Origin of the sequence: Leptospira congkakensis (assembly GCF_004770265.1) — a bacterium.
Taxonomy (GTDB): Bacteria; Spirochaetota; Leptospiria; order Leptospirales; family Leptospiraceae; genus Leptospira_A; species Leptospira_A congkakensis.
Genome location: NZ_RQGQ01000004.1, coordinates 442,494 through 466,617, shown reverse-complemented (window position 1 = coordinate 466,617; position 24,124 = coordinate 442,494). Strand labels below are relative to the sequence as shown.

Genomic DNA, 24,124 nt, shown 5'->3' with positions numbered 1-24,124 from the left:
TAATTAATTCATATCCCAGACAATTGGAATGTTTTGATTCCTTGTCTGGGTTTGAATTGGTTTTCGAACTTTTCTGGATGTTAAATTCTTTTTTCTTTATCGTAATTTGACTACATCATTCTTAGATTGTATCAAAAAACTGTACTTCGCCTGAAGAAGTATCATAAAAACCAGAGACAATTCGAATCTCTTTTGAATTCACTTTTTCTGAAAGGAATGCGCTGTGAGTTAAAATTTCCCCAATTGAATTTTTCACATTTGCTTTTACTACATGATTGAAAATATGTTCATTTTCCTTTTGGATGGGATGGATGATTTTTTCTGATTCATCGATTGCTTTTTGAATTTTGTTTGTGATATTCGCAATATTACCTTCGCGGAGTGCATAAAGAGCGCTAGAAACGGCACCGCAATTGGAATGACCCAGCACTACGATGAGTTTGGTTCCAATTTTGGCACAAGACAATTCTAAACTTCCCAGAATGTCGTCATTGACGATATTCCCGGCAATTCGAATGGAAATGATATCACCAAGGCCTGCATCAAAAATAATCTCAGGACTTGTTCTGGAGTCTATACAAGATAAAACCACGGCGATCGGATTTTGACCAAAGGCAGTAGCATTTACCTGGTGTTTGAAATATTTTTCAGACCATTTTCCCTTAACAAACCTTTCATTTCCACGTTTTAGAAAATCCAAAATTTCATCTGGTGTTAGTTTTTGTTGGGCATCTTTATCTAAGATATTGACAAACTGAACCTGGTCACTGAGTTCATAAGAATCTTTTAACCCAATCAAGTTTAATTGGATCTTTTTTTCGACGGACACAACGGTTTTGAATTCTTCCAATACTTCTAAGATATCATGGTCGATGAAATTACAGTTAGATGCATCCACAATCAATTTGGAATTTTCAGGTAAGGCCCAGAGAGTGTCTTTGATAGATGCTTTGTTTAAAAATGAAACCTGGTTTGGTAATTCGATACGAATGGTTTCGCCTATGTTTAATGTTTCTGTTTCTACTGAAAATGGGTTTTTATAGTTATTTTTAAGAATAAAAATAAAACTAATGGATAGTCCAATCAGAACTCCCGTCAAAAGATCAGTGAAAATGATTGCTATGATAGTCGCGATAAAAGGTAAAAATTGATAAAAACCTTTTTTATAAATGGATCTGTAAAGGTTGATATTTGTGAGTTTAAAACCAGTGACAATCAAAATCACTGCAAGTGAGGACAAAGGGATTAGATTTAAAAATGATCCAAAAAATACTACGCTGATAGATAATAGAATTCCATGAAAGATAGTGGATAATTTAGATTCCGCTCCCGCATAAATATTTACGGAACTTCTGACAATCACAGAAGTAATCGGTAAACCACCAATCAAACCAGATATAGAATTCCCTACTCCTTGTGCCACCAGTTCTCTGTTTGGCGAAGCTAGTCTTTTGTGGGGATCAATTCTTTCTACTGCATCTAAATTTAATAGAGTTTCTAAAGTTGCAAATGCTGCAATGGTAAAGGCATAGTACCAAACTTTGGTTTGCGTAATTGCTGGAAAATTAGGAAAGAAAAAAACAGATTCCCAGTTTTTGATATTGGGAATGGATACTAAATGTTTTTCGGTGAGATAGAACTCTGGAAAAAAGCTTTGAAAAATACCGTTGAGAAATACTCCCAAAAGGATGACTAGCACTGGTGATGGTAAAAACTTTAAAGGTTTCCATTTCGTTTTGTCATAACCAATCATTAAAATAAGAGAAGATATGGCAATGGTGACGGCACCCCATGAGAAAAAGTTTATAATATTAAAAAGTTCGGAGAAAGTGTTCTCACCATCTTTTTGGAAAAAGATAAAGTCCTCTTCTGGATCCACATCAAATCCTACTGCATGGGGAATTTGTTTGAGGATAAGGATGATTCCTATGGATGCGAGTAAACCCTGGATTACGTTGGAAGGAATGTAATTAGCGATAAATCCACCGCGTAAAAATCCGATTGCGATTTGAATGAACCCCGCAAGAAAAACAGCAAGGAGAAAGGTTCGGTAATCCCCAAGTCCAGCAATGGAAGCTAATACTAAAGTAACAAGACCGGCAGCAGGACCACTAACGCTAGTATTCGAATGACTGAGAATTCCAACAATTACCCCACCGATCACTCCCGAGATTACCCCCGAAAGTAACGGTGCCCCACTGGCTAAAGCCACCCCCAAACAGAGAGGAAGTGCGACTAAAAAGACAACTAGGCCTGCGGGAAGATCATTTTTGAGTTTGGAAAACATAATGGTCTAGGAAGGTTAAAATTCCATTTAATGGGTGTCAACCCATTGGATTTTAGTTCAGTGAGAATTTTAAATTTGAAACAAATTTTTTTGCAATAAAATGACTAATATCTACAACCAGATGGTCACATCGTCCAAGTCTTCCTCGCTGATGACATGTCGAATTTGGTTCTCAGTAGTAAAGGAAATGGATTGGATTTGGATGGATGACCAAAGGTTTGGATAAACATAAGGACCAACATGGCATTTAATGATCACGTTAGGTTGGATGTTTTTTTCGATCGCACAAATTAACTCAGGAGTTTTTTTGTCTTCCGGAATCAAAATCTGGTTCTCTTTGTCTCTGGCAAAAAATAAAATTTGAAACTTCGAAATACTATCTTTTGTTAGGTTTTCTGTTTTGATAAATAACTGTAGTTCTTTTGCATTTAATTTATGACGAGGATTGATTGTCACTAAAATCGGTAGGCCAGCTTCTTTTAAATAGGCCTTACGATTTTCAGCAAAACTTCCACTTGGTTTGGAGCATAACAATAGAGGGAACCAAAAAAGAACCAAAATGGGAGTCGAAACCCGCATGATTAGAAACCGGACATTCCCTCTTTGTTTACTTTGCAAGATTTTCCAAGATTCATTGGCTTTGGATCCTGGCTCAACCCCTTTTCCAGGAGATATGTTCCAACATACTTTTATTGAGAAACAAACTCAAATTCCTAAGTTTTGAATCACTAAGATTTATGAATTTACGGGAAGTGGAATCAGTCTGAAACTGGACGTAATAGAAAAATTTACACCTATAATCTATCAGGAGCTCTTCCATGACGTTGAGTCTAGACTTCTTTCGATCCTCAATTGGAAAGAAGATCATAATGGCCATTACCGGATTTATCTGGTTTGGATTCGTGATCGTTCATATGGTCGGAAACCTTCAAGTTTTCCAAGGACCAGAAAAATTAAACACCTATGCAAAGTTTCTCAAGGATTTAGGACCCCTACTGTGGGTAGCAAGGATTGGACTTATTGTGGCTTTTTTTGGTCACGTTTGCACAGCCATCCTTCTAAAATTTGAGAACTCTAGTGCAAGGCCCGTATCTTATGCTAAGGGTTCTACCATCCAAGCCTCTGTAGCTTCTCGCACAATGGCTTATAGCGGACTCCTTCTCCTTACGTTTCTTGTGTACCACCTTGCACATTTTACTTTAGGAATCACTAACCCAGAACATTACAGTTTTGAATACATCCTCAAAAACGGTGATGTGGTTCATGATGTTTATGCGATGGTAATCTTAGGATTTCAAGATCCAATCATTTCCGGAACTTATATCGTATTCATGGTTTTCCTTGCTCTACATTTTTCTCATGCATTGGGATCAATGTTTCAGACTTTGGGAATCCTTGCACCAAAACACAACCCAGCCATTCAGAAAGTTTCTACAGGACTTGGTCTTCTTGTTTTCCTTGGAAATTGTTCCATGCCAATCTCGATTTTACTCGGGTATGTTCGTTAAGGGTTTTTAGGAGAAGTTATGAAATTAGACGCAAAAATTCCGTCGGGTCCATTAGAACAAAAATGGGACAAACACAAACAAGACATCAAACTTGTAAACCCGGCAAACAAACGTAAGTATAAAGTCATTATCGTGGGAACTGGTCTTGCGGGAGCTTCTGCTGCTGCTACACTCTCAGAACTTGGATACCAAGTTTCTGTTTTCTGTTTCCAAGACAGTCCAAGACGAGCTCACTCCATTGCTGCCCAAGGTGGTATCAATGCGGCAAAAAACTACCAAAACGACGGTGACTCCGTTTATCGTTTGTTCTACGATACTGTAAAAGGTGGTGACTTCCGAGCTCGTGAGGCAAACGTTTATCGTTTGGCTCATGAATCCACAAACATCATTGACCAGTGTGTGGCACAAGGTGTTCCTTTTGCTCGTGAGTATGGTGGAACCCTATCCAACAGATCTTTTGGTGGAGCGCAAGTATCCCGTACTTTTTACGCCAAAGGACAAACCGGACAACAGTTGTTGCTTGGTGCCTACTCCGCTCTAGAAAAACAAATCTCTCGTGGTGCAGTCAAAATGTATCCAAGAACAGAGATGTTGGAACTAGTCCTCGTGGATGGTCATGCCAAAGGAATCGTGGTTCGTGATCTAGTCACTGGTGAAATTTCTTCCCATGCAGGAGATGCAGTCATTCTCGCATCTGGTGGATACGGAAACGTATTTTACCTTTCTACAAACGCAAAAGGATCGAATGTAACTGCTACTTACCGTGCTTATAAAAAAGGTGCAGGATTTGCAAACCCTTGTTATACGCAAATCCACCCTACTTGTATCCCACAAGCAGGAGATTACCAATCCAAACTAACTCTTATGTCTGAATCTCTCCGTAACGACGGACGGGTTTGGGTTCCTAAGAAAAAAGATGATCTTCGTGCTCCTCATGAAATTCCAGAAGACGAAAGAGATTATTACCTCGAAAGAAAATATCCTTCTTACGGAAACTTAGCACCTCGGGACATTTCATCACGTTCTGCAAAAGAAGCTTGTGACAACGGTCTTGGTGTGGGTCCAAAGGTTGGCGACAAACGTCTTGGTGTGTATTTAGATTTTTCTGATTCCATCAAACGATTGGGTGAACCTGTCGTTGCTGACCGTTATGACAACCTCTTTCAAATGTATGAACGCATTACGGGAGAAAACCCATACAAAGTGCCAATGCGTATTTACCCTGCGGTTCACTACACTATGGGTGGGCTTTGGGTGGATTACAATTTAATGTCTAACATTCCTGGCCTTCACGTTCTAGGAGAAGCAAACTTCTCTGATCACGGTGCAAACCGACTCGGAGCCTCTGCTCTGATGCAGGGTCTTGCCGATGGATACTTTGTGATTCCTTATACCATTGGTGATTATTTTGCCAAAGAAGGTCATAAAAATATCTCCACAGACAGACCGGAATTCAAAGAAGCAGAAGCCCGCGTTCGTGAGATGACTAATAAATTATTAGCAATCAACGGTAAAAAAACTCCGGATGATTTCCATAGAGCCCTTGGTAAAATCATGTGGGATCAGTGCGGTATGGCACGTAACGAAAAAGGCCTCAAAGATGCTTTGAAAAAAATTCCTGAACTTCGTGAAGAATTCTGGAAAAACGTGAAAGTTGCCGGATCTGGATCTGAGCTCAACCAAGAGTTAGAAAAAGCCGGTCGCGTTGCCGACTACTTAGAGTTTGGTGAACTACTCTGTTTAGATGCACTTACAAGAGAAGAATCCTGTGGTGGTCACTTCCGTGAGGAACACCAAACCGAAGATGGTGAAGCAAAACGTAACGATGATAAATTCTGTCACGTAACTGCTTGGGAATATAAAGGTGAAGGAAAGGCTCCTGTAGAACACCGCGAAAAACTCGAGTATGAAAACATCCACCTAGCCGTAAGGAGCTACAAATAATGGATACAATGAAGTTACACCTTAAAGTTTGGCGACAAAAAGACAAAAACGATAAAGGTCGCATGGTGAGTTATGAAGCCAACAATATCAGCGAACATATGTCTTTCCTTGAGATGTTGGATGTTGTGAACGATGACCTAATCAAAAAAGGTGACGAGCCGATTGCCTTTGACCACGACTGCCGCGAAGGAATTTGTGGGGCATGTTCCATGGTGATCAATGGGGTTCCCCATGGTCCAGAAAAAGGAACCACAACTTGCCAATTGCATATGCGTAAGTTCAAAGATGGTGATACGGTTTATATCGAACCTTGGAGAGCCAAAGCTTTCCCTGTCGTAAAAGACCTTTTAGTAGACCGTTCTGCTTTTGATCGCATCATCCAAGCAGGTGGGTATGTATCCATCAATACGGGTGGAGCTCCAGACGGAAACGCACTTCCAATTCCAAAAGTAGATGCTGACCTTGCGATGGATGCAGCTACTTGTATCGGATGCGGGGCTTGTGTAGCAGCTTGTAAAAATGCTTCTGCGATGCTCTTTGTATCAGCAAAAGTATCTCACTTAGCTCTTCTCCCACAAGGTGTGGTCGAAAAGAAAGAACGAGTTCGTAAAATGGTAAGCGCAATGGACAAAGAAGGATTTGGAAATTGTACAAACCAATACGAATGTGAAGCAGCTTGTCCGAAAGAAATTTCGGTAAACTTTATCACAAGATTGAATAGAGAGTATATCTCTAGCTAAGTAAATAAACTTTAGATAGAAACCTCTATAAAAAAATTTGCCGCAAGATTCCTGTTTTGCGGTAAATGACGAGAAAACCCGATTGGAAACAGTCGGGTTTTTATGTTTTCAAGGGGTCAGTTTCTTTATTTTCGAAAATTTTCATCCATTCCAATTCTTTTGAATAGAGTTTTAAGATGAATTCTGCTTTTTCTTTATCTTCTGGTTTGATTTTCTGAATCCTTAAAAGAGATTTGGATTTGATTTCTTCTGCTAAATTTAGATTTTTTTGGATGAGGGCTAGTTGCCCTTTTGTTAAAAAAGCAAAAAATTTCTCTAATTCGTTTCTATTTTCATCGGCTAGGATGGATTCCAAGATTGGATTCACCAAACTATCGTTATTAGGATCTTCATCCATAAGATAATGATTGGCAAGACTTAGGAGATTTCCCGATTCTTTGTATTCTGCAATTTTTTTCTCAGAATTCAGATCTTCAGAATATACAAACCGATTGGATTTAACCTGACAGATGGTCGCTAGTTGTTTTTGAAGATCACTTGTATCGATACTTTCTGTTTCTATATTGTAATTGGTAACAACAAGAAATAAAGTGTCCCCTGCTTTTTCGATATAACGAAACCCAATGACAAGTTCTAAATTCTTTTCGTATCCAGGAATGACAATTTGGTTCGGATTCTCCTTGGAAGCATGGGTCAAAATAAAATTGACTAAGGTCACAATTTCTTCAGGTGAAAAATCTAATTTCAAAACTTGGAAGATTCTCGATTCTAGGATATGGCTGAGATAATATGGATTGGTTTCAGTTTTAAAGGGAACGTTATTTTTTGCGATCCGAAAGCGAATTTCATTAGGTGACGTACCTTCTGAATAGACGAGTGAAAAACTATAAACTGTTAGTAGAAGGAAAATCAAAGATCGGAATCGGAACATAGATCCCAACTTTTTTCAGATCAAAATAGAGAGTCAACTAACAAAGAGGATAAATTCTTTTTCGAAATTGGTTTTTCTGATAAAAAATTGGCAATGAAACTTTCAATCCATTCTGTATCTTTTCCTCGTTTGGTTCGGCCGTGGAGGATCGTCTCCAGACGAGAATTGATGGCAGTTTGAAAAAGAGATTTTGTTAGTGGTTCTAACAAATCCCATTTCCCATTTTCACGCAATTCTTCTTTCGTCAATAAAAGAGAATACAATCGAAATCTCTCTAAAGCAAGATATTGGTTTGAGAGTTGGTCTTCATGACCTCCGTAACGAACCATAAGATTTTCTTCTAGTAACCCTATGGGATATCCAGCTAAAAGGATTCGGTTCCATAAATCATAATCTTCGCATACCGGTAGTTCGGTGCGAAATCCCCCAATAGTTTCCAATGTTGGTTTATGCGCCAAAAAACTGGAAGAGGTAACCATACAAAGTTCTAAGGATTCTTTTAAAAACCATCCAGAACGTTTCCTGTATTTTCCTTTTGGTTCCATTAAATTCCCTTTTTTGTTCCAAACCTCTTTGGTTTGAGAAAAGAAAAATTCGGGATTTGATTTATGAAACTCTATTTGTTTGGAAAGTTTCTCAGGATACCATTCGTCATCAGAATCTAAAAATGCAATCCACTCTGCATTTGTTTTTTGAATTCCAAAGTTTCTTGCCTCACTCACTCCCCTATGTTCTGTTTGGTGGACTTGGATGGATTTCTGGTTTCTTCCAAAGGAAGAAAGTTGCGTTTTCCATCGAGGCAATTTCGAAAGTAAATCTTTCCAGGTTTCATCGGTCGACCCATCATCCACGATATGAAGTTCCCAGTGGGGATAGGATTGAGTGACCACCGAATTGATGGCTCTATCCACTATGTTTTTGCGATTATAACTGGGAAGGATGACAGAAACGAGTGGTTTTTCCAAAGGATTCATTCCGATTCTTTTTCCAAAATCAAGTCTAGATGTTGGATTTGTCCCCCTTGGTGGAGATAAAAAATAGGAGATGTTTGTATTACAGAAGACGGAGATAATTGCATTTCGTATATTTCCCGTAGTAAGGGTTTCATCGTCATTCCACTATATATGGGTTCTAAGAGAATATTTGTATTTCGATAAAAATCGTAAATCCACTGTTTTTGGACTTGGGTTTGTTTCCCAAAGGATACTGTCTTTGTGACCTGATTCTTTTCAGATTCTATTTGTGATTTGTTTTCTCTCACGATTTCCAAAATCTGTCCTTCTCTTGCGGCAATGGTTCGGAGGCCTAATTGTTTTTGTAAATCTTCCCTTTTGGATATCCAGGTTTCTTTTTTTTCTCCTACCATCACTCCTTGGACAAGGATCGATGTTTCATTAAAATAATCTAGGGCAGAAAGAAAGGTCGCTCCCGATCCGATTTCCATTCGTAGGATGGCTTTGATCTTTTGATTGGTAGGTGAATTTGCATCCTTCTGATCTAGAGACTGAAAGATTTTTTTCTCCAGTTCCTGCCAGAAAGAACGGAGTCCCAGATTTTGTCCAACGTGGATTCCAAATTCCGGTAAAGATAGACCTGGGTATTTTTTTTTCTTATCTAACCAAACCGCATGAGCTTCCTTTCGATTCGCATAACAGCTTATAGTATGAGAATGTCCTCGAACCAATCTTTCATTATACGACCGAAGTTGGGGGTCTCTTGTATAGGCAATCGTATCTACGGTGATTCCGCTGCGACGAAGAATATAAGTAAAACTTGCCAAATAGTTTCCATGGATGGCACCCCAAAGGAAGACTTTGCGAATCTGATATTTTTGCAAATACTGGAGAATACCAAAAGCCTTTCGCCACTTGGTTCCAAAACCAAAAGGAAGTAGGTCATCACGAATGAGATGGAGTGTTGGCTTTGATTGAATACCGAGAGCAGCTCGCGTGGATTTCGCCTCTTTTGGTAGTAATGAATCCAATGTCGTAGCCAAGGGGATTTCAGATATGTTCGTCGGAAGTTCGGGGAAAAAACGGGAGTGATTGAAAGGATCGGAAGGGACAAGATTCATTTGGTATCAACCTTGTTTGGGGTCTTTCATAAGATAGATGGGGAAGATCGTTTTGATTCTGCCAAGAATTTCCTTGGCAGAATTTAGATCCCTAGTCCCCGGTTTTTAAAATGGATAAGAAGGCTTCCTGTGGGATTTCTACGTTTCCAATTTGTTTCATACGTTTCTTTCCTTCTTTTTGTTTCTCGAGGAGTTTTTTCTTACGAGAAATATCCCCACCATAACACTTGGCAGTTACGTTTTTACGAAGGGCAGAAATGCTTTCCCGGGCTACCACTTTGGAACCAATAGCCGCTTGCAATGGAATCATAAACTGATGGCGAGGGATCAGGTCTTTTAATTTTTCAATGATGACCCGCCCCCGTTCTTCCGCTTTGGATTTGTGGACAATCGAGGAGAGTGCATCCACTGGTTCCCCATTCACTAGGATATCCATCCGCACGAGTTTGGAATCTCGATACCCCACTTCTTCGTAATCCAAAGAGGCATAGCCTTTGGTATAAGATTTGAGTTTATCGTAGAATTCAAAGATAAGTTCTGCTAAAGGGAGTTCATAGGTGAGTTGGAGTTTGTCTTTGGAGAGATAAACCGTATCCATATGGATTCCTCGTTTTTCAATCACAAGAGACATGATATTTCCCACATAAGATTCGGGAGCGATAATTGTTGCTTTGACAAAAGGTTCTTCGGATTTCCCAATTAATATGGGGTCAGGCCATTTGCTAGGGTTATCCACTTCGATCACATCGTCTTTCGTTGTTGTGATTCGAAATTTAACGGACGGAGCCGTTGTGATCAGGGCTAAATTAAATTCTCTTTCCAAACGTTCTTGGACAATCTCCATATGAAGAAGTCCCAAGTAACCCACACGAAATCCAAATCCTAGGGCTGCGGAATTTTCTCTTTCAAAGGTGAGAGCAGAATCGTTTAACTTTAGTTTTTCGATGGCGTCCACAAGGGCATCAAAGTCTTCCCCGTTAATGGGAAATAACCCAGCAAATACCATTGGTTTTGCGTCTTTAAATCCTTTGACATCTTCTGCCGTTTGTCTATTGGCATGGGTGATGGTATCCCCTGTTTTGGCATCTCCCATCTTTTTCATACCAGCGACCACATAACCTACGTCACCTGCTTGTAATTCTTCGCAAGAAACCATGGAAAGCCTGTTGATCCCCACTTCCGTCACAGTAAACTGGCGGCCAATGTTCATCATATGGATCATTTCGCCTTTGCGAAGTTTCCCATCATATAACCGAACTTTTGCGACAACACCCATATAGGTATCAAAGAAGGAATCGTAAATGAGTGCTTTGAGTGGAGCATCCACATCACCTTTGGGAGGTGGAAGGAGGTAAGAAATAGCCTCTAAAACATCTTGTACGTTCAGTCCTGTTTTTGCTGAAATTGGAATGGCTTCATTGGGATTTAAGCCCAAAGACTCCTCGATCATGAGTTTACATTTGTCAATATCCGCAGAAGGTAGATCTATTTTGTTAATAACGGGAATTATGCGAAGATCTAAATCCATCGCTAAGTATAAATTGGCCAAAGTTTGAGCTTCTACCCCTTGGCTTGCATCCACAATGAGAAGAACTCCTTCGCAGGCAGCAAGGGAACGAGACACTTCGTAGGTAAAGTCCACGTGGCCCGGGGTATCAATTAAATTTAAATGGTAGATATTTCCATCTTTGGCATGGTAATCAAAGGACGCATTGTTCGCTTTGATGGTGATCCCACGTTCCCTTTCGATGTCCATGGAATCGAGAATTTGGTCTTTTTTTGTCCTTTGGTCGGTGACAAGGCCAATCTCAAGCAAACGATCCGCCAGAGTGGATTTTCCATGGTCGACATGGGCGATGATGGAAAAATTGCGGGTGAATTTTTGGCGTTCGTTCACGGTTCCCTCTTCTTTTTAAGTCATTTTCCTGGAACTAGGCTCTTTGTCGAAAAAGTTTATTGTCAGAGGCTTAAAATTCCTAAGACTGGGAGGAAATTATCCCTTAGGAGAAACAATTCCCGATGTCCCAAAAAGATAGCATTCGTTCCGTCAAAGCCCGTGAAATCATGGATTCCAGAGGAAATCCAACCGTTGAAGTGGATGTCACACTCGAAGACGGTTCCTTTGGTCGTGCGGCGGTTCCCTCTGGTGCGTCAACTGGTGAACACGAAGCAGTCGAACTTCGTGACGGTGATAAAAAAAGATACTCCGGAAAAGGTGTACTAAAAGCCGTAGAAAATGTAAATTCTAAAATCTCTAAATCCATCTTAGGCCTTTCGGCAACCAACCAACTCCTCATTGATGGAACTATGATTTCCCTAGATGGAACTGCCAATAAATCTAAGTTAGGTGCCAATGCCCTTCTCGGTGTTTCTATGGCTGTGGCAAAAGCAGCCGCTGCACATACAGGCCTTCCATTATACCGTTATATCGGTGGAACCTTTGCTCGTGAACTTCCTGTCCCTATGATGAATATCATCAATGGTGGTGCTCACGCAGACAACAATATCGACTTCCAAGAATTTATGATCCTTCCCGTATCGGCTCCCAATTTCCGCGAAGCCCTTCGGATGGGTGCCGAAGTTTTCCATAGTTTGAAGTCCGTTCTGAAAGGCAAAGGTCTGAATACTGCTGTGGGTGACGAAGGTGGATTTGCTCCTAACCTAACTAGCAATAGCGAAGCCATTGAAGTCATCCTTACGGCAATTGAAAAGGCTGGGTACAAACCAGATCTTGATATCAAAATCGGTTTGGACTGCGCAGCATCCGAGTTCTATGATGAGAAGAAAAAGAAATACGTTCTCAAAGCAGAGAAAAAACCAGAAAAGACTGCGGAAGAACTAGTAGAATACTACTCAAATTTAGTGTCCAAGTATCCGATCATTACCATGGAAGACGGCCTAGATGAAAACGATTGGACAGGCTGGAAAAAACTTTCCGAAAAACTGGGAAAAAAGATCCAACTTGTGGGGGATGATTTGTTCGTAACCAATATCAAAAAACTCGCCCAAGGGATCGATAAAGGGATTGGTAACTCCATTCTCATCAAAGTGAACCAAATTGGAACTCTTACGGAAACCCTCAGTGCCATTGAAATGGCTAAAAAAGCGCAGTACACTGCCGTTGTGTCTCATAGATCTGGGGAAACCGAAGATTCTACTATTTCTCATATCGCTGTGGCAACAAACTCTGGTCAGATCAAAACTGGATCACTCAGCCGAACAGACCGAATCGCTAAATACAACGAACTCCTTCGCATCGAAGAAGAACTTGGAAAAAATGCGACTTATAGCGGAGTAAACACTTTTTACAACTTAAAGTAATATGACACCATCGAAAGCCTCCTTACTCGTAACTTATATTTGCGCTGGTCTCTATCTCGGACTTTTGTCCGAGTCAGGGATCGCCGAACGTATGCGCCTCGAGAAAGAATTACAAAATCTCAATGCGGAAGTAGAGAGGCTTGTGGTGGAAAACCAAGGGTTGGAAGAAAAGGAACGCCGCCTGAAAAATGATGCTTATGCCTTAGAACAGGAAGCAAGGAAGTATTACCTACTTTCTGAAACTGCACATGTATTGAAATTTGAAGAATCGATCTCGCGCACAGCGGAAAAACCAAAGGTGCTTCCCGCCACGCTACGCACAGCGGGTTTGAGTGCGGATTGGAAAGAACCACCGCTCTTTTTATTACGTTTCTTTTTTATTTCTTTTAGTGTTTTCCTGATTCTAGGCGTTTACTTCAAGCTGAAACGCTTGCAACCTATGTCTAATCACAAAAGACTGAATTAATATGCCAGAAGAAGAAACACCAGAAAAAGAAATCACCGAAACCATCCAAGATCTCATTAGCGACAAAAACATGGGTAAGAAATTCCTGGAAAAACGGAAAATCTTTCTCTGGGGTCCTGTCACTGACGAATCCTCCAAGGAACTTACCGCCAAACTTATGTATTTGGAAATGGTAGATCCTGGAAAACCAATTACATTTTATATCAATAGCCCTGGTGGTGTTGTTACCTCTGGACTTGTCGTTTATGACACCATGCAAATGATTTCCTCACCGGTACATACTGTATGTATGGGAATGGCAGCATCAATGGGTTCCATCCTTCTCATTGGCGGGAAAAAAGGAAATCGTTACATTTGGCCGAATGGTCGAGTGATGATCCACCAACCTTCTATTGGAGGACAAATCCAAGCTCCGGCAACGGATTTACTCATCCATGCTCAGGACATTGTCAAAACCAAAGAAAAACTCAATCAAATGTTAGCTGAGGCTTGTGGCAAAACCTACGAACAATTGGTGGAAGACACGGATCGCGATTATTATATGGATGCCGATCAAGCTTTGGCTTACGGGATTGTAGATAAGATCGTAAACAAAATTGACGTCGTCTAACAGAGAATTCAAACCAAGAAGATTTTTAGAAGGTAGACATTTACAAACTGTCTACAATGTACTTTTTCCTCCAGACAATTCGCTTGAGGATGAGTACTATTCAGAGAGTATCCTCATTCCCACAAACGATGGGTCTGGGGATTTGCTTTGGTTAGAACACAACCCCCCTCTTTCTTTAGTTCGAAAAAATTCCGCCAAATGGAATGGATACTATTTACTTCTCATTCATGGAATGGAAGGAAGTTCTGAATCTCATTATATGGTAAGTGCTGGAAAAGAAGCGCTTAATCGTGGTTATGGGGTAGTTCGTATGAATTTACGAAACTGTGGTCGTGGGTTTGGTGTTGCCAAAAAACCTTATAATGCAGGCCAATCGGAAGATTTAGAAGCCGTATTAAAATACATTTATAAACATTTTACTAAATCCATATTTGTTTCTGGATTTTCATTATCGGCCAATCTGGTGATCAAATTTTTTGGAGAAAAAAGGGAACATTATTCGAAGGCATTTTCGGCCACATCCCCTCCTTTGGATTTAAAACGAAGTTGTGACTTTATTGATTCACGTGCTGGAAATTTTTACCGCGATCATTTTTTGGATACCATGAAAGAAAAGGTAACCTCTGGGGTTTATGAAATCTCAGATAAAATGAAAGAAAGAGTTTTGCGAAGTAAGTCATTTTTTGATTTTGATGATTTTTTCACAGCACCAATTTCCGGTTATGCGAATGTATTGGAATACTATAATATTTGTTCCAGTGTCAAATATCTCGGTGGAATCAAAATTCCTGGTCTCATAGTCCATGCGGATGATGATCCTGTGGTTCCTTCGGAAGTTTGGCACGAAATTCGTTGGAAGTCCTATCCCCTATTACAAACCGTTCTTACGGAAAAAGGGGGACATGTTGGATTTATCAGTGATCCTTCTCCGGACAATCCAGAAGGAAGATGGCTTCCTCGGATCCTCCTCGATTTTTTTGATTCTCAAATCAAATCGTAATCATAGAAATTAAAATATAAGGAAGGGACGTATGCGAAACCTATTAAAAGAATGTTTAGCCGAAGAGTCCGGATTCGTAGAACTAAGATACCATCATAAAGAAAGTCGTTCCTTCTTTGCCGAAAGAGGACGAGTCGAGTCCACTGCACTTCGCAAAAGAACGGGAATTGGGGTTCGGGTTTTGGAAGCGGGAACTTGGGGTTTTGCATCTACTAGCGAAATTTCAAAATCTTCTATTCAAAATGCCATCCAAGTGGCCAAAAAAGCGGCTCGCCTATCTTCAGCTCTCCGAAAAGATAAAATTCCGAATTTGCCAAAGGCGAATTTTGCCATTGGGGATTTTATAGGGAAAGGGATAGAAGACTTTCGTAACCGAACCGTAGAAGAAAAATTAAAACTCGTCCTCGACATCCAAAATGCGGCAGCCAAACAATCGACGAAACTCCAATCCGTGGGTTGCGGGTATTCTGAAATTTATGAAGAGAAAGCCATTGTAACCACAGATGGAGCAGATAGTTTTTTTAGTATGGTAAGACCAGAATTTCGAGTGTCAGCTGTGGCCAAAGAAGATGGAAAGATGGAATCGGGCTCTCATTCCATTGGTGTGACTGGCGGATGGGATTGTCTTTTTCGTTCCCAATCTCCCACAGAGATTTCGGATGAGGCCTGCAAAACAGCTGTGGATTTACTTTCCAGTTCTTTACCTGACGGCGGCCTCTCCACTGTGATTTTATCTCCTTCAATTGTGGGCCTTCTTGTTCACGAAGCCATTGGGCATACGGTAGAGGCAGACTTTGTTTTATCCGGATCTGTGGCCCAAGGAAAAATTGGACATAGAGTTGGTTCCGACTTAGTGACGTTATGCGACTCAGGATATTCAGAATACTACGAAGGAGCTGGTGGTTCCATTCCTGTAGATGATGAAGGAATCATTCCGACAAATACCGTCATTATCAAAAACGGAATCCTTTCCTCTTACCTCCACAACCGAGAAACAGCCGAACGATTTGGAGTGGCACCAACGGGATCCGCAAGGGCTTGGGAGTATGGAGATGTTCCCCTCATTCGCATGCGTAACACTTTCCTCGTTCCTGGAGATTCCAGTTTAGAAGAAATGATCGCCAATACAAAAGATGGATACTATCTAGACGGCGCCAAAAATGGGCAAGCAGATGCCACTGGTGAATTTATGTTTGCCGTTCAAAAAGCGTATCGTATCCAAAATGGAAAGATCACGGATCTTTTGAAAGGTGTGACTGTTTCCGGTCTTGCCTTTGATGTTTTACAAAATGTTGATATGGTTTCCAAAGAATTCAAATGGGATTTGGGTTCGGGACATTGTGGGAAAGGACAACCAGCTAAAGTAGATGCCGGTGGTCCTTATGTTCGCACAAAAGTATTATTAGGTGGTAAATAATGGATCGTAATTCGATTGAAAAACGTTTAAACGACCAAAAAGATTTACTTTCTAATTTAGTCAAAAAAGCAAAAACAAACGGGATCGACCAAGTTGAAATTTATTCCAGTTACGGGTATTCGGAAGATGTCAGTTTAGAAAAAAATGACTTAAACAACTGTACGGCGACCGAAGAAAATATGTTTGGAATTCGTGTGATCACTGAGGGAAACCAAGGTTTTATCATCTCCAATCATATCCCTAGCCTCTATCAGTCGATTGAAGAAGCCTATAGTTTGGCAAAAAGCCAATCCACTCCAGATTTTGATTTGGGACTTCCGGAACCAGAATCCATTCAGAATCATTTCAACCAATATGATGATTCCTTAGATAGATTGGGAATTGAGGATTTGGTCAATTCTGCGAAAGAGGCTCTTGGTTGGAGAAATGATTTGTATTCCAAGGTCAATATTGACTCGGGAGATTTTTCGCTTAGCAAGGGTTACAAACTCATCGTTTCTTCCAAGGGAGTGATGGCCCATGAACTGGGTGCTGAACTTTCTGCTTCGGTGATGGGAATGGGTGTGGATGGAGATTTAGTCGGAAGTTTTGATTATGATTCTGCCAGTGGGTTTGACAAAAACCAGTTCCAAACTCTATGGAAAAAAGCCTTTATGAATTTTGGAGACAAATGTATGGGGGCACTCTATGCCAAACCCATCTCTGGATTTCAAGGAAAGGTTTTACTTCCTCCTGATGCCGTGTATTCTTTTTTTCTCGGACTTTTTATTGGTTCTTTAAATGGAACAAGTCTCCGCAAAGGAAAATCCAAAATGGCGGATAAGTTAGGTGAAAAAGTTGCTTCTTCTTTACTATCTATTTGGGATGATCCAATAAACAATGGTTTGATGGGGTCAACTGGATTTGACCGCGAAGGCCTTCCTACTTCAAAAAAATCAGTCCTGACAGAGGGAGTTTTAAATACTTACTTCTACAATACTTACGAAGCTAAAAAAGCCGGCCTTCCGAAATCCAATGGATCTGCAAGTGGTGGAGCCCAAAGTCTCCCTGGTTGTGGTTCCAAACAACTCCAGATTGCACCAGGCACCTCCGCAAAAGATGAGTTTTTTAAACTCCCTGGAAAAACTCTTTTTGTGAACCGAATTTCGGGAACTAAAGATGGAGCCTCCGGTGATTTTTCGGGAGTGATCAAAGGGGGATACCTTTTAGAAAATGGAGAGAAAGTCCCGGTCCGTGAGGTACAAATTGTGGGAAATGCATTTGATGCACTAGAGCAAATCGAAGCAATCTCCAAAGAAGGAGAACTTCTGGGCGAATCTTCCTTTGTTCCTTATATGTTACTCGATGGATTTACCATTACGGGAGTGACTGAAGAGTAACCCATGCCGCAAGAGATTTTAGAAAGACCTCCTGGCGCTTCGTTTTTTGTCATTCTTTCTTACCAACAAGAAGACATTCTTTTTGAATTGAAGGCGATGGCGGAGAAACGGTTTTCTAAAATCCTCTATGAATCTGTTTTACTTCCCAAATGGACTCCTGATGAAACAGAAAGGGAATTTGCTTATCCGGGACGATTTACAAAAGTTCTTTCCTTCAAACAAAGAATTCACAGAGAGGAACTTGTTGAAAAAAAGAAGGAATGTTTAGAGTTCCAAACTTTACTTCAAAAAAAAGACCAGAGTGTGTTACTCATCCCTGGTTATGTAACTTCGCATAACATAGTCATTGCGAAATCAAAGGATGATTTCCACCGCAGTTATTTGTTTCAAGGTGTGTATTCGGAAACAGTTTACCATTTTTCTCGAGGCCAATTGGTTGTTCCAAATTCTACACAGAGTTATTTCCGAGAAAGAGATGTGAGTTATTTTTTTAATACCCTCAGGGAATCCTATGAATTCAATAAATTCAAATCTTAATTGGGCTGTAAATCAAACCTCTAAGATTTTCACTGTAATTAGTTTAGTTATGGGTTTGGGACTATCTATTTGTAACTGTTCGAAGACAACCGCTGATCCATTTCAATTCTGTGATAATTTTAATGAACCTTTAGATTGTACAGAACCAAAAACAGAAAAAGATATAGTTTATCTGGATAAAAATTTATTTAAAAAAGAAAATCCTTCCTACGAAGATTTTGGAAATTTTTTGTATTTTACAGCAAGAGAAACACCTGGGTTTCGATTGGTACTTTCCAAACCTTATAATGGATTGGGAAAGGAGGCTTTTCGTTCTGGTTACGTAGCCTATTTGATATATGGAAATTCATCGGAGCGGATGGAAGGGAATTTATTCCAAAACAATGTAGTTGTGTCCTTTCACTATTTAGGAGCCCTTTTGAAAGAGGAGTTCCGTCATAAAGGAATCGAAAAGTTACCTTTTCAGTTAGAAGTACTTGGTCCCATTTCCTTAGAATACAAAGTGGTTGTTCCTGGAATGGATATGATCACCAAACAGAGAACTGTTGAACTACGCTGGAAATAACCCTTCTTTGTTTTTGGCTAAAAGGATGATTTAAGTTTTGAATGGCCCCCGTTTTTGTATCACGGAAAGCCATTGGATTCTGAACTTATTTTTGAATGTAAAGAGCCTTTGGGTCGAAGAAAAAATCCATTGGTGTATAATCCAAATACAATAAGGATAAAACCGATAGAACCACTGCCCCTACAATTGGAATGAGAAGGTTATCATCCACAAGTCCCTTAGCCGTTGTATTTGCAAAAAACTCAGTCACACAAGCCGAGACCACAGAAAAGAACATAAGATAAATGGGAGTCCAGAGAATGGCTCCTTGGTTATCAAGAACCGCAAGGAAACTTCCTGGTTGGGATTTGGTAATGAGAAAAAGTGCTAGAATAGAAAACAAAAATGCGGGAACTAAAAACCCTATGATTCCCTCGAGTGATTTTCCATTATAAAATCTATGTTTTCCATACTTACTTCCTACATAAGCCGCAAAGGGATCCCCAATCACTAAAAACAAAATGGCAAGAATCGCAACTTCGGCAGGGAAAAACAAAACAACTAGGAAGTTCGCAAAAAAATAAGGAACGGTTCCGTTGAATCGTTTTCTTTCAGACTCTTTCATTAAGAACCCAAAATACTTGTAAAAGAAATTTTCAAAACCGGAGTGATTCAGTCTTACAAATTCCAAAATTAATAAACTAACAAGGAGGATTCCAAGTAAGGAAACCAGGATGGCCCGAGTTGCAAAGACAAGACCGAAGGAATCCTTAAAGGGATCAAAAAAAAGAGTCACGGGAATGATGAGCCCGAGTACATGCCAAATTTTACGAAAAAAATTAAATCCTGAATTCACGGTTTACCTACTGGGTCTTGAGGCCATTTTAAATGCTGCCTCTTCATTGTTAGCGATGGGAAATAAATTACGAACCCCTGCCATTAAAAATGCTTGCCTAACACTTAACGGGAGATTGATTAAGATGATTTTATGTTTGTGCAGGAAGGCTTCTTCGCTGATGGTTTTGAAAGCGATGATTCCTTGGGTAGTTACCATATTCAACTCTTCCAGATCCAAAATGACCGATCCATGTTTTAAGGAATTGAGAATCGATTTGATGCACTTTTCGGCAGTAAAGTTATTTAGATTTCCCTGTAATTTGGTCACATACACAGTATCTATTTTTTCAGTGGAAACTACTAAATCGTCTAGGCTCATAAAATTTGTTATTTTTCTTATTTCATTCTTGCACTCTATTGCAAGTAAATAAAACTTTTGGAAGGAGTGGTGTTTGAAGGTAACTGTTGCCCATTTATACAAAAAACTAGAAGAAGTGGATCGAGATGTCGTCGAATTGAAAAAATTGACCGACCGTCTGGCTTCCGATAGGGAATATTCGCCCATTCTCAAAGAAACGTTTTTATCGGAAATGAGTAAATTAGAAGATCAAAAATCAGAGATCCTCAAATTGAATGTTTCTAGATCAGAACCTTTGCCCAAAAAATCTGCTATTGTTTCTGAAAAACCGGTACAAACTCCCCCATCTGTATCGGAACCAAAAAAGCCGGAAAAACCGGTCCGCAAATATTAAAGAATACTGAAAATAGACAAGGAAATCCAATGAATCTAAACAAACTTCTGACTCGAGTTACCATACTCAGTTTGATACTCGTACCACTTCTCAATTGCTCTAAGGATTCTGAAATCCTTGCAACCTTTGATGGTGGAACTGTTACTCGCAGGGAAATGAACTTCGTGATTGAAGCTTCGAAACGAGGCAACACGGAACCACAACCCATCACAGCTGATATCCAAGCAAAAATATTAGAAAGTATCGCTTTAGAAAAAATCCTACTGAAAGATGCTATCTCATCTAAAAAAGTTGCAGAAGCAGATGTTCAAAAAATTGAAACATTGGTGAATCAGTTTTTGAAACTAAACGTTTATATGCGTGAGTATGTAAAAAATGGTTTAAAAGAAAAACCATTAGAATTTGTAAACCTTCAACTAGCGCTTGTTCGTGGCGAAGATGAAGCAAGTAATTTGAAAAAAGCAGAAGAGTTAGCAACAAAACTAAATTCCCTTTCCAATAAAGAAATTGCCGAAGAAATTGCAAAAGTAACGGAAGATGTCACAAGAAAACCGATTGCTGGAAAATTAGAACCTTTTTGTACAAATTGCGCAGAAACTCCTCTGGAAGATATTTTAACCGAAGTGAGAAAGGCAAAAAAAGGAACATTTATTTCGTATGCAAAAGCTGGCGAAGGAAGGATTGCTTATGTGGTTCGTTCTACTGGAACTGAAAAAGTCCACCCAGAAAGACTAAAAAAATATTTCACATCTATTTTTGATGAATTCAAAAATGAAGCTACTGAATACGGTAAAACACATGACGATGCAGATACAAAAGCTTCTGTAGCCTACTTCACTGATGGAGAGTCGGCAGATAAAGCCAATCAATTTGCTTCTCATACAATGAAAGAGTATGAACAAGGCCTTTACCAAAAAGAATTAAAACGAATTACTGAAAATAGTGGAATTACTGTAGTAAATTTACCTCGTTTTACTGGCCCTACCGATATCGATCCAAAGATTTTTACTCCTGACTATGCATTGTATTCCAATCGTGAAGGAAAAAACTACACTTGGAAAGATTTGACTGCTGATTTTGAAGCCATTCCTAATATTCTAAAACAAGAATACAAAGATGAAAAATCTAAAACTTGGGACATGCTCAATTTATTCCAATCCACTATCCTCCAAGGAAAAATTGCAGAAACTTCTGATGAAGTACAAGATGTGGGATCAGAAATTGGATATTTGATGCAAATGGATAAAATGAAAGTTTCTTTGGCGTTAAAATCGCTACAAGATGAAATCAAAGCCATCCCTGTTACCGTTACGGAAACTCAAATGAGAGATGCTTACGAAGCAGGAAAATTGTATGCTTATGCAGACCAAGATCCAAAAAACCCACAGAATCGAATTCCAAAGCCATATGCAGCTGTTCGTGAACGAATCAAATCGGAAATGGAAGGTGCACAAAGGAATTCATTTATTGAGCAAAAAGTTTCCGGTTTAAAGACCACTTACAACTTGGTCATTGCTGCAGATCGTTTAAAAGAAGTTACATTATAGCTTTTGTAGGTTTTACAATATGGCAAAATTTTTTTATTGAATTATGCCATATTTGACATATTTTGACTGTTAGGGGGGATAAATGAACAATCACATTTACATGCTTCGAAAGAAGAGAGGTATCAAACAGTACGATATGGCAAGGGCGCTGGGAGTTTCTCCAAGTTACCTATCCAAAATTGAGACTGGAGCCCAAGATCCGACTGAAAAATTCAAGTCGTCTTGTGCAAAGTATCTCAAAACCTCTGTTGATAAGCTTTTCAATGAAAGCGCTGTGGAAGACATCTATCCTGAGTTTTCCAACGGATTGAAAAACAAACTTTGGGCTGTCAGACGTGAGTTAGGAATCAAACAATACGATTTCGCTAAGAAATTGAAGGTTTCCACTCCGTTTTTGTCAAAAGTAGAACTTGGACTTTTGGAACCACCGGAAGATTTTAAGAATCTGGTCTCCAAAGTTCTGAAAATGGAAAAAAAAGAGCTATTTCTCGGCTAATTTGAAAAATACCAAAGCTGGGCTCAAAGACGGGCCCTAGCTTTTTCTCTCTTCTCTGCAAAAAGATTTTGTCACATAATTCCTCCTACATTCAATAGTCCCTGATGGAAAAGAGACAAGCGGAACACCAAGAAGGCTGGGCCAGTCGTATCGGTTTGATTTTGGCTGTGGCTAGTGGTGCCATCGGACTTGGAAATTTTTTACGGTTTCCGGGCCAAGCCGCACAAAATGGTGGGGGTGCCTTTATGGTTCCTTACATCATTAGTTTCCTCATTCTTGGAATCCCTGTTTGTTTGGCTGAATGGACCATGGGGCGAATGGGCGGTAAACATGGACATAGCACTCCCTTTATCTTTCGAGAGTATCTAAAAGGATTTCCTCTCAAACTTTCGGGAACCATCGGTGTGATGATTCCTGTGATGATCTATGTATACTATGTATTTATAGAATCCTGGTGTTTGGCTTATGCTTATTACTTTCTTACGGGGCAAATGTCTCTTGATGGTTCCACGCAAGACGAGATGACGAAACAAGCTTCCACTTTTTTTATGCATCTAACGGGAGCCGAAGCCAATGGATCCAGTTTCCAGTCTCCTATCATTGTATTTTTTATCCTCTGTGTATTGTTTAACTTTTTACTCGTTTATCGTGGTCTTTCCAAAGGACTAGAAGCGTTTGCAAAAATTGCAATGCCCCTTATGGGAATTTGTGCCACCATCATCCTTGTCCGAGTACTTACCATTCCTGGAATTGAATCCGGCCTTGCTGTAATGTGGAACCCTGATTGGTCAAAACTGACCCAACCTAAAGTATGGATCAACGCAGCAGGACAAATTTTCTTTTCTTTATCCACTGGTTTTGGGATTGCTCTCGTGTTTTCTAGTTTTTTAAAGAAAAAAGACGATGTTGTTTTATCAAGTCTCTCATCTGCTTCTTTGAATGAATTCGCAGAAGTAGTGTTTGGTGGAATGATCACAATTCCAGTTGCATTTTTATTTTTAGGAATGCAGGCCACTTCTTTTGGAACTTTTGGTATGGGATTTATTGCTTTACCTTCCGTTTTTGGAATGATGCCGGGAGGTGCTTTTTTTGGTGGACTCTGGTTTCTAGTATTGTTTCTTGCTGCGATCACCTCTTCCGTTACTATGTTACAACCTGGAATTTTATTTTTAGAAGAGGGATTTCATGTTGGTAGACGGAAGTCATCCCTACTTTTATTTCTTTTTACCTTTTTTCTCTGCCTTCCTATCATTTACTTCAACAAAGACTTTGCTGCCCTTGACATTGCCGATTTTTATATCGGAACCATTATGATCTATATTTTGGCATCCATCCAGATTTTTATATTTGTATTTAAGATTGGTGTGGATCGAGGTGTGAAGGATGCCAACGAAGGAAGTCTCATTCCTTTTCCTAGATCCATTCGATTTGTTTTGAAATACATCACTCCTTGGTTTTTGTTATTTATCTTTGTGTCCTTTTGTTATATGAACTTACCGGAATATTTAGATAAAATGAATCCAGAAGTGATGGGTCTCCTTGCGGAAAACAAAGGAGAAAATGTTGAAGATGCCAAAACAAAGGCGGTGGTTGCCCGTTCGGTTGTGATTGGTCTTTTTATCATTTATGGATTCATCTATCTATTAGTTTCCAAAGCTCTCAACCATTCAAAGAATCAGGTAATCAAATGAATATTTCTCCCCAAGAACTCAATTGGCAAGGGATACTCATTAT

General features: G+C 39.7%; 23 protein-coding genes. 15 read left to right on the top strand and 8 right to left on the bottom strand.

Going from position 1 to position 24,124, the window contains the following annotated elements; genetic code table 11:
* Positions 1 to 121: 121 nt before the first annotated feature.
* Positions 122 to 2,287: a SulP family inorganic anion transporter gene (locus EHQ70_RS03185; protein ID WP_135583490.1), complete on the bottom strand. Its 2,166-nt coding sequence runs from the start codon at positions 2,285 to 2,287 to the stop codon at positions 122 to 124.
* A gap of 111 nt (positions 2,288 to 2,398) precedes the next feature.
* Positions 2,399 to 2,905, bottom strand: coding sequence for a hypothetical protein (locus tag EHQ70_RS03180; RefSeq protein ID WP_244288202.1), 507 nt, complete (start codon positions 2,903 to 2,905; stop codon positions 2,399 to 2,401).
* 200 nt (positions 2,906 to 3,105) lie between these two features.
* Between EHQ70_RS03180 and EHQ70_RS03175 the strand changes: the two genes are divergently transcribed.
* Genes EHQ70_RS03175 through EHQ70_RS03165 form a run of 3 tightly spaced genes read left to right on the top strand, consistent with a single transcriptional unit; the run spans position 3,106 to position 6,479 of the window.
* Positions 3,106 to 3,795, top strand: a complete 690-nt coding sequence (locus tag EHQ70_RS03175; protein ID WP_135583489.1) for a succinate dehydrogenase cytochrome b subunit — start codon at positions 3,106 to 3,108, stop codon at positions 3,793 to 3,795.
* 18 nt (positions 3,796 to 3,813) lie between these two features.
* Positions 3,814 to 5,739 (top strand): fumarate reductase/succinate dehydrogenase flavoprotein subunit, encoded by a 1,926-nt coding sequence (locus tag EHQ70_RS03170; RefSeq protein ID WP_135583488.1) that lies wholly within the window; start codon positions 3,814 to 3,816, stop codon positions 5,737 to 5,739.
* A gap of 8 nt (positions 5,740 to 5,747) precedes the next feature.
* The gene (locus EHQ70_RS03165) at positions 5,748 to 6,479 is read left to right on the top strand and encodes a succinate dehydrogenase/fumarate reductase iron-sulfur subunit (RefSeq protein ID WP_135583487.1); all 732 of its coding nucleotides are present in this window, start codon (positions 5,748 to 5,750) and stop codon (positions 6,477 to 6,479) included.
* A 100-nt stretch (positions 6,480 to 6,579) separates the two neighbouring features.
* Here EHQ70_RS03165 and EHQ70_RS03160 read toward each other — a convergent pair whose 3' ends face one another.
* The 4 genes from EHQ70_RS03160 to lepA form a co-directional block, all read right to left on the bottom strand.
* Positions 6,580 to 7,410 carry a hypothetical protein gene (locus EHQ70_RS03160; RefSeq protein ID WP_135583486.1) on the bottom strand — a complete coding sequence of 277 codons (831 nt, stop codon included), beginning with the start codon at positions 7,408 to 7,410 and terminating at the stop codon, positions 6,580 to 6,582.
* Positions 7,411 to 7,430: 20 nt separating this feature from the next.
* Positions 7,431 to 8,384 (bottom strand): glycosyltransferase family 2 protein, encoded by a 954-nt coding sequence (locus EHQ70_RS03155; protein ID WP_135583485.1) that lies wholly within the window; start codon positions 8,382 to 8,384, stop codon positions 7,431 to 7,433.
* On the bottom strand, positions 8,381 to 9,406 hold the full coding sequence (locus EHQ70_RS03150; RefSeq protein ID WP_244288201.1) for a hypothetical protein: 1,026 nt from the start codon (positions 9,404 to 9,406) through the stop codon (positions 8,381 to 8,383). The genes EHQ70_RS03155 and EHQ70_RS03150 overlap by 4 nt, the downstream gene beginning before the upstream one ends.
* 169 nt (positions 9,407 to 9,575) lie before the next feature.
* Positions 9,576 to 11,381 carry a translation elongation factor 4 gene (gene lepA, locus EHQ70_RS03145; RefSeq protein ID WP_135583484.1) on the bottom strand — a complete coding sequence of 602 codons (1,806 nt, stop codon included), beginning with the start codon at positions 11,379 to 11,381 and terminating at the stop codon, positions 9,576 to 9,578.
* A 122-nt stretch (positions 11,382 to 11,503) separates the two neighbouring features.
* On the opposite strand from lepA, the gene eno reads away from it, so the two are divergent.
* The 8 genes from eno to EHQ70_RS03105 are packed head-to-tail and all read left to right on the top strand — an operon-like array spanning position 11,504 to position 18,779.
* A complete protein-coding gene (gene eno, locus EHQ70_RS03140) occupies positions 11,504 to 12,805 on the top strand; it encodes a phosphopyruvate hydratase (protein ID WP_135583483.1) in 1,302 nt (433 codons plus the stop codon).
* Position 12,806: 1 nt separating this feature from the next.
* Positions 12,807 to 13,271, top strand: a complete 465-nt coding sequence (locus EHQ70_RS03135) for an FtsB family cell division protein (RefSeq protein ID WP_135583482.1) — start codon at positions 12,807 to 12,809, stop codon at positions 13,269 to 13,271.
* Between the two features lies 1 nt (position 13,272).
* On the top strand, positions 13,273 to 13,881 hold the full coding sequence (locus EHQ70_RS03130; protein WP_135583481.1) for a ClpP family protease: 609 nt from the start codon (positions 13,273 to 13,275) through the stop codon (positions 13,879 to 13,881).
* Positions 13,868 to 14,881, top strand: a complete 1,014-nt coding sequence (locus EHQ70_RS03125; protein ID WP_135583480.1) for a YheT family hydrolase — start codon at positions 13,868 to 13,870, stop codon at positions 14,879 to 14,881. Before EHQ70_RS03130 ends, EHQ70_RS03125 begins: the two co-directional genes overlap by 14 nt.
* Before the next feature lie 31 nt (positions 14,882 to 14,912).
* On the top strand, positions 14,913 to 16,298 hold the full coding sequence (locus EHQ70_RS03120; protein WP_135583479.1) for a TldD/PmbA family protein: 1,386 nt from the start codon (positions 14,913 to 14,915) through the stop codon (positions 16,296 to 16,298).
* Positions 16,298 to 17,677, top strand: a complete 1,380-nt coding sequence (locus EHQ70_RS03115; RefSeq protein WP_135583478.1) for a TldD/PmbA family protein — start codon at positions 16,298 to 16,300, stop codon at positions 17,675 to 17,677. Before EHQ70_RS03120 ends, EHQ70_RS03115 begins: the two co-directional genes overlap by 1 nt.
* Before the next feature lie 3 nt (positions 17,678 to 17,680).
* Positions 17,681 to 18,214, top strand: coding sequence for a DUF4416 family protein (locus EHQ70_RS03110; protein WP_135583477.1), 534 nt, complete (start codon positions 17,681 to 17,683; stop codon positions 18,212 to 18,214).
* Between the two features lie 49 nt (positions 18,215 to 18,263).
* Positions 18,264 to 18,779, top strand: coding sequence for a hypothetical protein (locus EHQ70_RS03105; RefSeq protein ID WP_135584317.1), 516 nt, complete (start codon positions 18,264 to 18,266; stop codon positions 18,777 to 18,779).
* Between the two features lie 85 nt (positions 18,780 to 18,864).
* Here EHQ70_RS03105 and EHQ70_RS03100 read toward each other — a convergent pair whose 3' ends face one another.
* Complete coding sequence (locus tag EHQ70_RS03100; RefSeq protein WP_135583476.1) at positions 18,865 to 19,614, bottom strand: diacylglycerol/polyprenol kinase family protein; 750 nt, start codon at positions 19,612 to 19,614, stop codon at positions 18,865 to 18,867.
* A gap of 3 nt (positions 19,615 to 19,617) precedes the next feature.
* Complete coding sequence (locus EHQ70_RS03095) at positions 19,618 to 19,974, bottom strand: STAS domain-containing protein (protein WP_135580328.1); 357 nt, start codon at positions 19,972 to 19,974, stop codon at positions 19,618 to 19,620.
* Positions 19,975 to 20,047: 73 nt separating this feature from the next.
* Here EHQ70_RS03095 and EHQ70_RS03090 point away from each other — a divergent pair, with 73 nt between their 5' ends.
* The 4 genes from EHQ70_RS03090 (at position 20,048) to EHQ70_RS03075 (ending at position 24,081) form a co-directional block, all read left to right on the top strand.
* The gene (locus tag EHQ70_RS03090) at positions 20,048 to 20,347 is read left to right on the top strand and encodes a hypothetical protein (RefSeq protein ID WP_135583475.1); all 300 of its coding nucleotides are present in this window, start codon (positions 20,048 to 20,050) and stop codon (positions 20,345 to 20,347) included.
* Between the two features lie 29 nt (positions 20,348 to 20,376).
* Entirely contained in the window at positions 20,377 to 21,894 is a 1,518-nt protein-coding gene (locus EHQ70_RS03085; RefSeq protein ID WP_135583474.1) for an LIC12015 family putative lipoprotein, read from the top strand.
* Between the two features lie 100 nt (positions 21,895 to 21,994).
* Positions 21,995 to 22,390 (top strand): helix-turn-helix domain-containing protein, encoded by a 396-nt coding sequence (locus tag EHQ70_RS03080; RefSeq protein ID WP_100790558.1) that lies wholly within the window; start codon positions 21,995 to 21,997, stop codon positions 22,388 to 22,390.
* Between the two features lie 104 nt (positions 22,391 to 22,494).
* Positions 22,495 to 24,081 carry a sodium:neurotransmitter symporter family protein gene (locus EHQ70_RS03075; RefSeq protein ID WP_135583473.1) on the top strand — a complete coding sequence of 529 codons (1,587 nt, stop codon included), beginning with the start codon at positions 22,495 to 22,497 and terminating at the stop codon, positions 24,079 to 24,081.
* Positions 24,082 to 24,124: the final 43 nt, after the last annotated feature.

Excerpts from the sequence above, each read along its gene's own strand:
- eno (WP_135583483.1), top strand. The coding sequence starts at position 11,504 with ATGTCCCAAAAAGATAGCATTCGTTCCGTCAAAGCCCGTGAAATCATG.
- EHQ70_RS03130 (WP_135583481.1), top strand. The coding sequence starts at position 13,273 with ATGCCAGAAGAAGAAACACCAGAAAAAGAAATCACCGAAACCATCCAA.
- EHQ70_RS03170 (WP_135583488.1), top strand. The coding sequence starts at position 3,814 with ATGAAATTAGACGCAAAAATTCCGTCGGGTCCATTAGAACAAAAATGG.
- EHQ70_RS03085 (WP_135583474.1), top strand. The coding sequence starts at position 20,377 with ATGAATCTAAACAAACTTCTGACTCGAGTTACCATACTCAGTTTGATA.
- EHQ70_RS03175 (WP_135583489.1), top strand. The coding sequence starts at position 3,106 with ATGACGTTGAGTCTAGACTTCTTTCGATCCTCAATTGGAAAGAAGATC.
- EHQ70_RS03115 (WP_135583478.1), top strand. The coding sequence starts at position 16,298 with ATGGATCGTAATTCGATTGAAAAACGTTTAAACGACCAAAAAGATTTA.
- EHQ70_RS03185 (WP_135583490.1), bottom strand. The coding sequence starts at position 2,287 with ATGTTTTCCAAACTCAAAAATGATCTTCCCGCAGGCCTAGTTGTCTTT.
- EHQ70_RS03080 (WP_100790558.1), top strand. The coding sequence starts at position 21,995 with ATGCTTCGAAAGAAGAGAGGTATCAAACAGTACGATATGGCAAGGGCG.
- EHQ70_RS03165 (WP_135583487.1), top strand. The coding sequence starts at position 5,748 with ATGAAGTTACACCTTAAAGTTTGGCGACAAAAAGACAAAAACGATAAA.
- EHQ70_RS03160 (WP_135583486.1), bottom strand. The coding sequence starts at position 7,410 with ATGTTCCGATTCCGATCTTTGATTTTCCTTCTACTAACAGTTTATAGT.
- EHQ70_RS03075 (WP_135583473.1), top strand. The coding sequence starts at position 22,495 with ATGGAAAAGAGACAAGCGGAACACCAAGAAGGCTGGGCCAGTCGTATC.
- EHQ70_RS03120 (WP_135583479.1), top strand. The coding sequence starts at position 14,913 with ATGCGAAACCTATTAAAAGAATGTTTAGCCGAAGAGTCCGGATTCGTA.
- EHQ70_RS03110 (WP_135583477.1), top strand. The coding sequence starts at position 17,681 with ATGCCGCAAGAGATTTTAGAAAGACCTCCTGGCGCTTCGTTTTTTGTC.
- EHQ70_RS03095 (WP_135580328.1), bottom strand. The coding sequence starts at position 19,974 with ATGAGCCTAGACGATTTAGTAGTTTCCACTGAAAAAATAGATACTGTG.
- EHQ70_RS03105 (WP_135584317.1), top strand. The coding sequence starts at position 18,264 with ATGGGTTTGGGACTATCTATTTGTAACTGTTCGAAGACAACCGCTGAT.
- EHQ70_RS03135 (WP_135583482.1), top strand. The coding sequence starts at position 12,807 with ATGACACCATCGAAAGCCTCCTTACTCGTAACTTATATTTGCGCTGGT.
- EHQ70_RS03155 (WP_135583485.1), bottom strand. The coding sequence starts at position 8,384 with ATGAATCCTTTGGAAAAACCACTCGTTTCTGTCATCCTTCCCAGTTAT.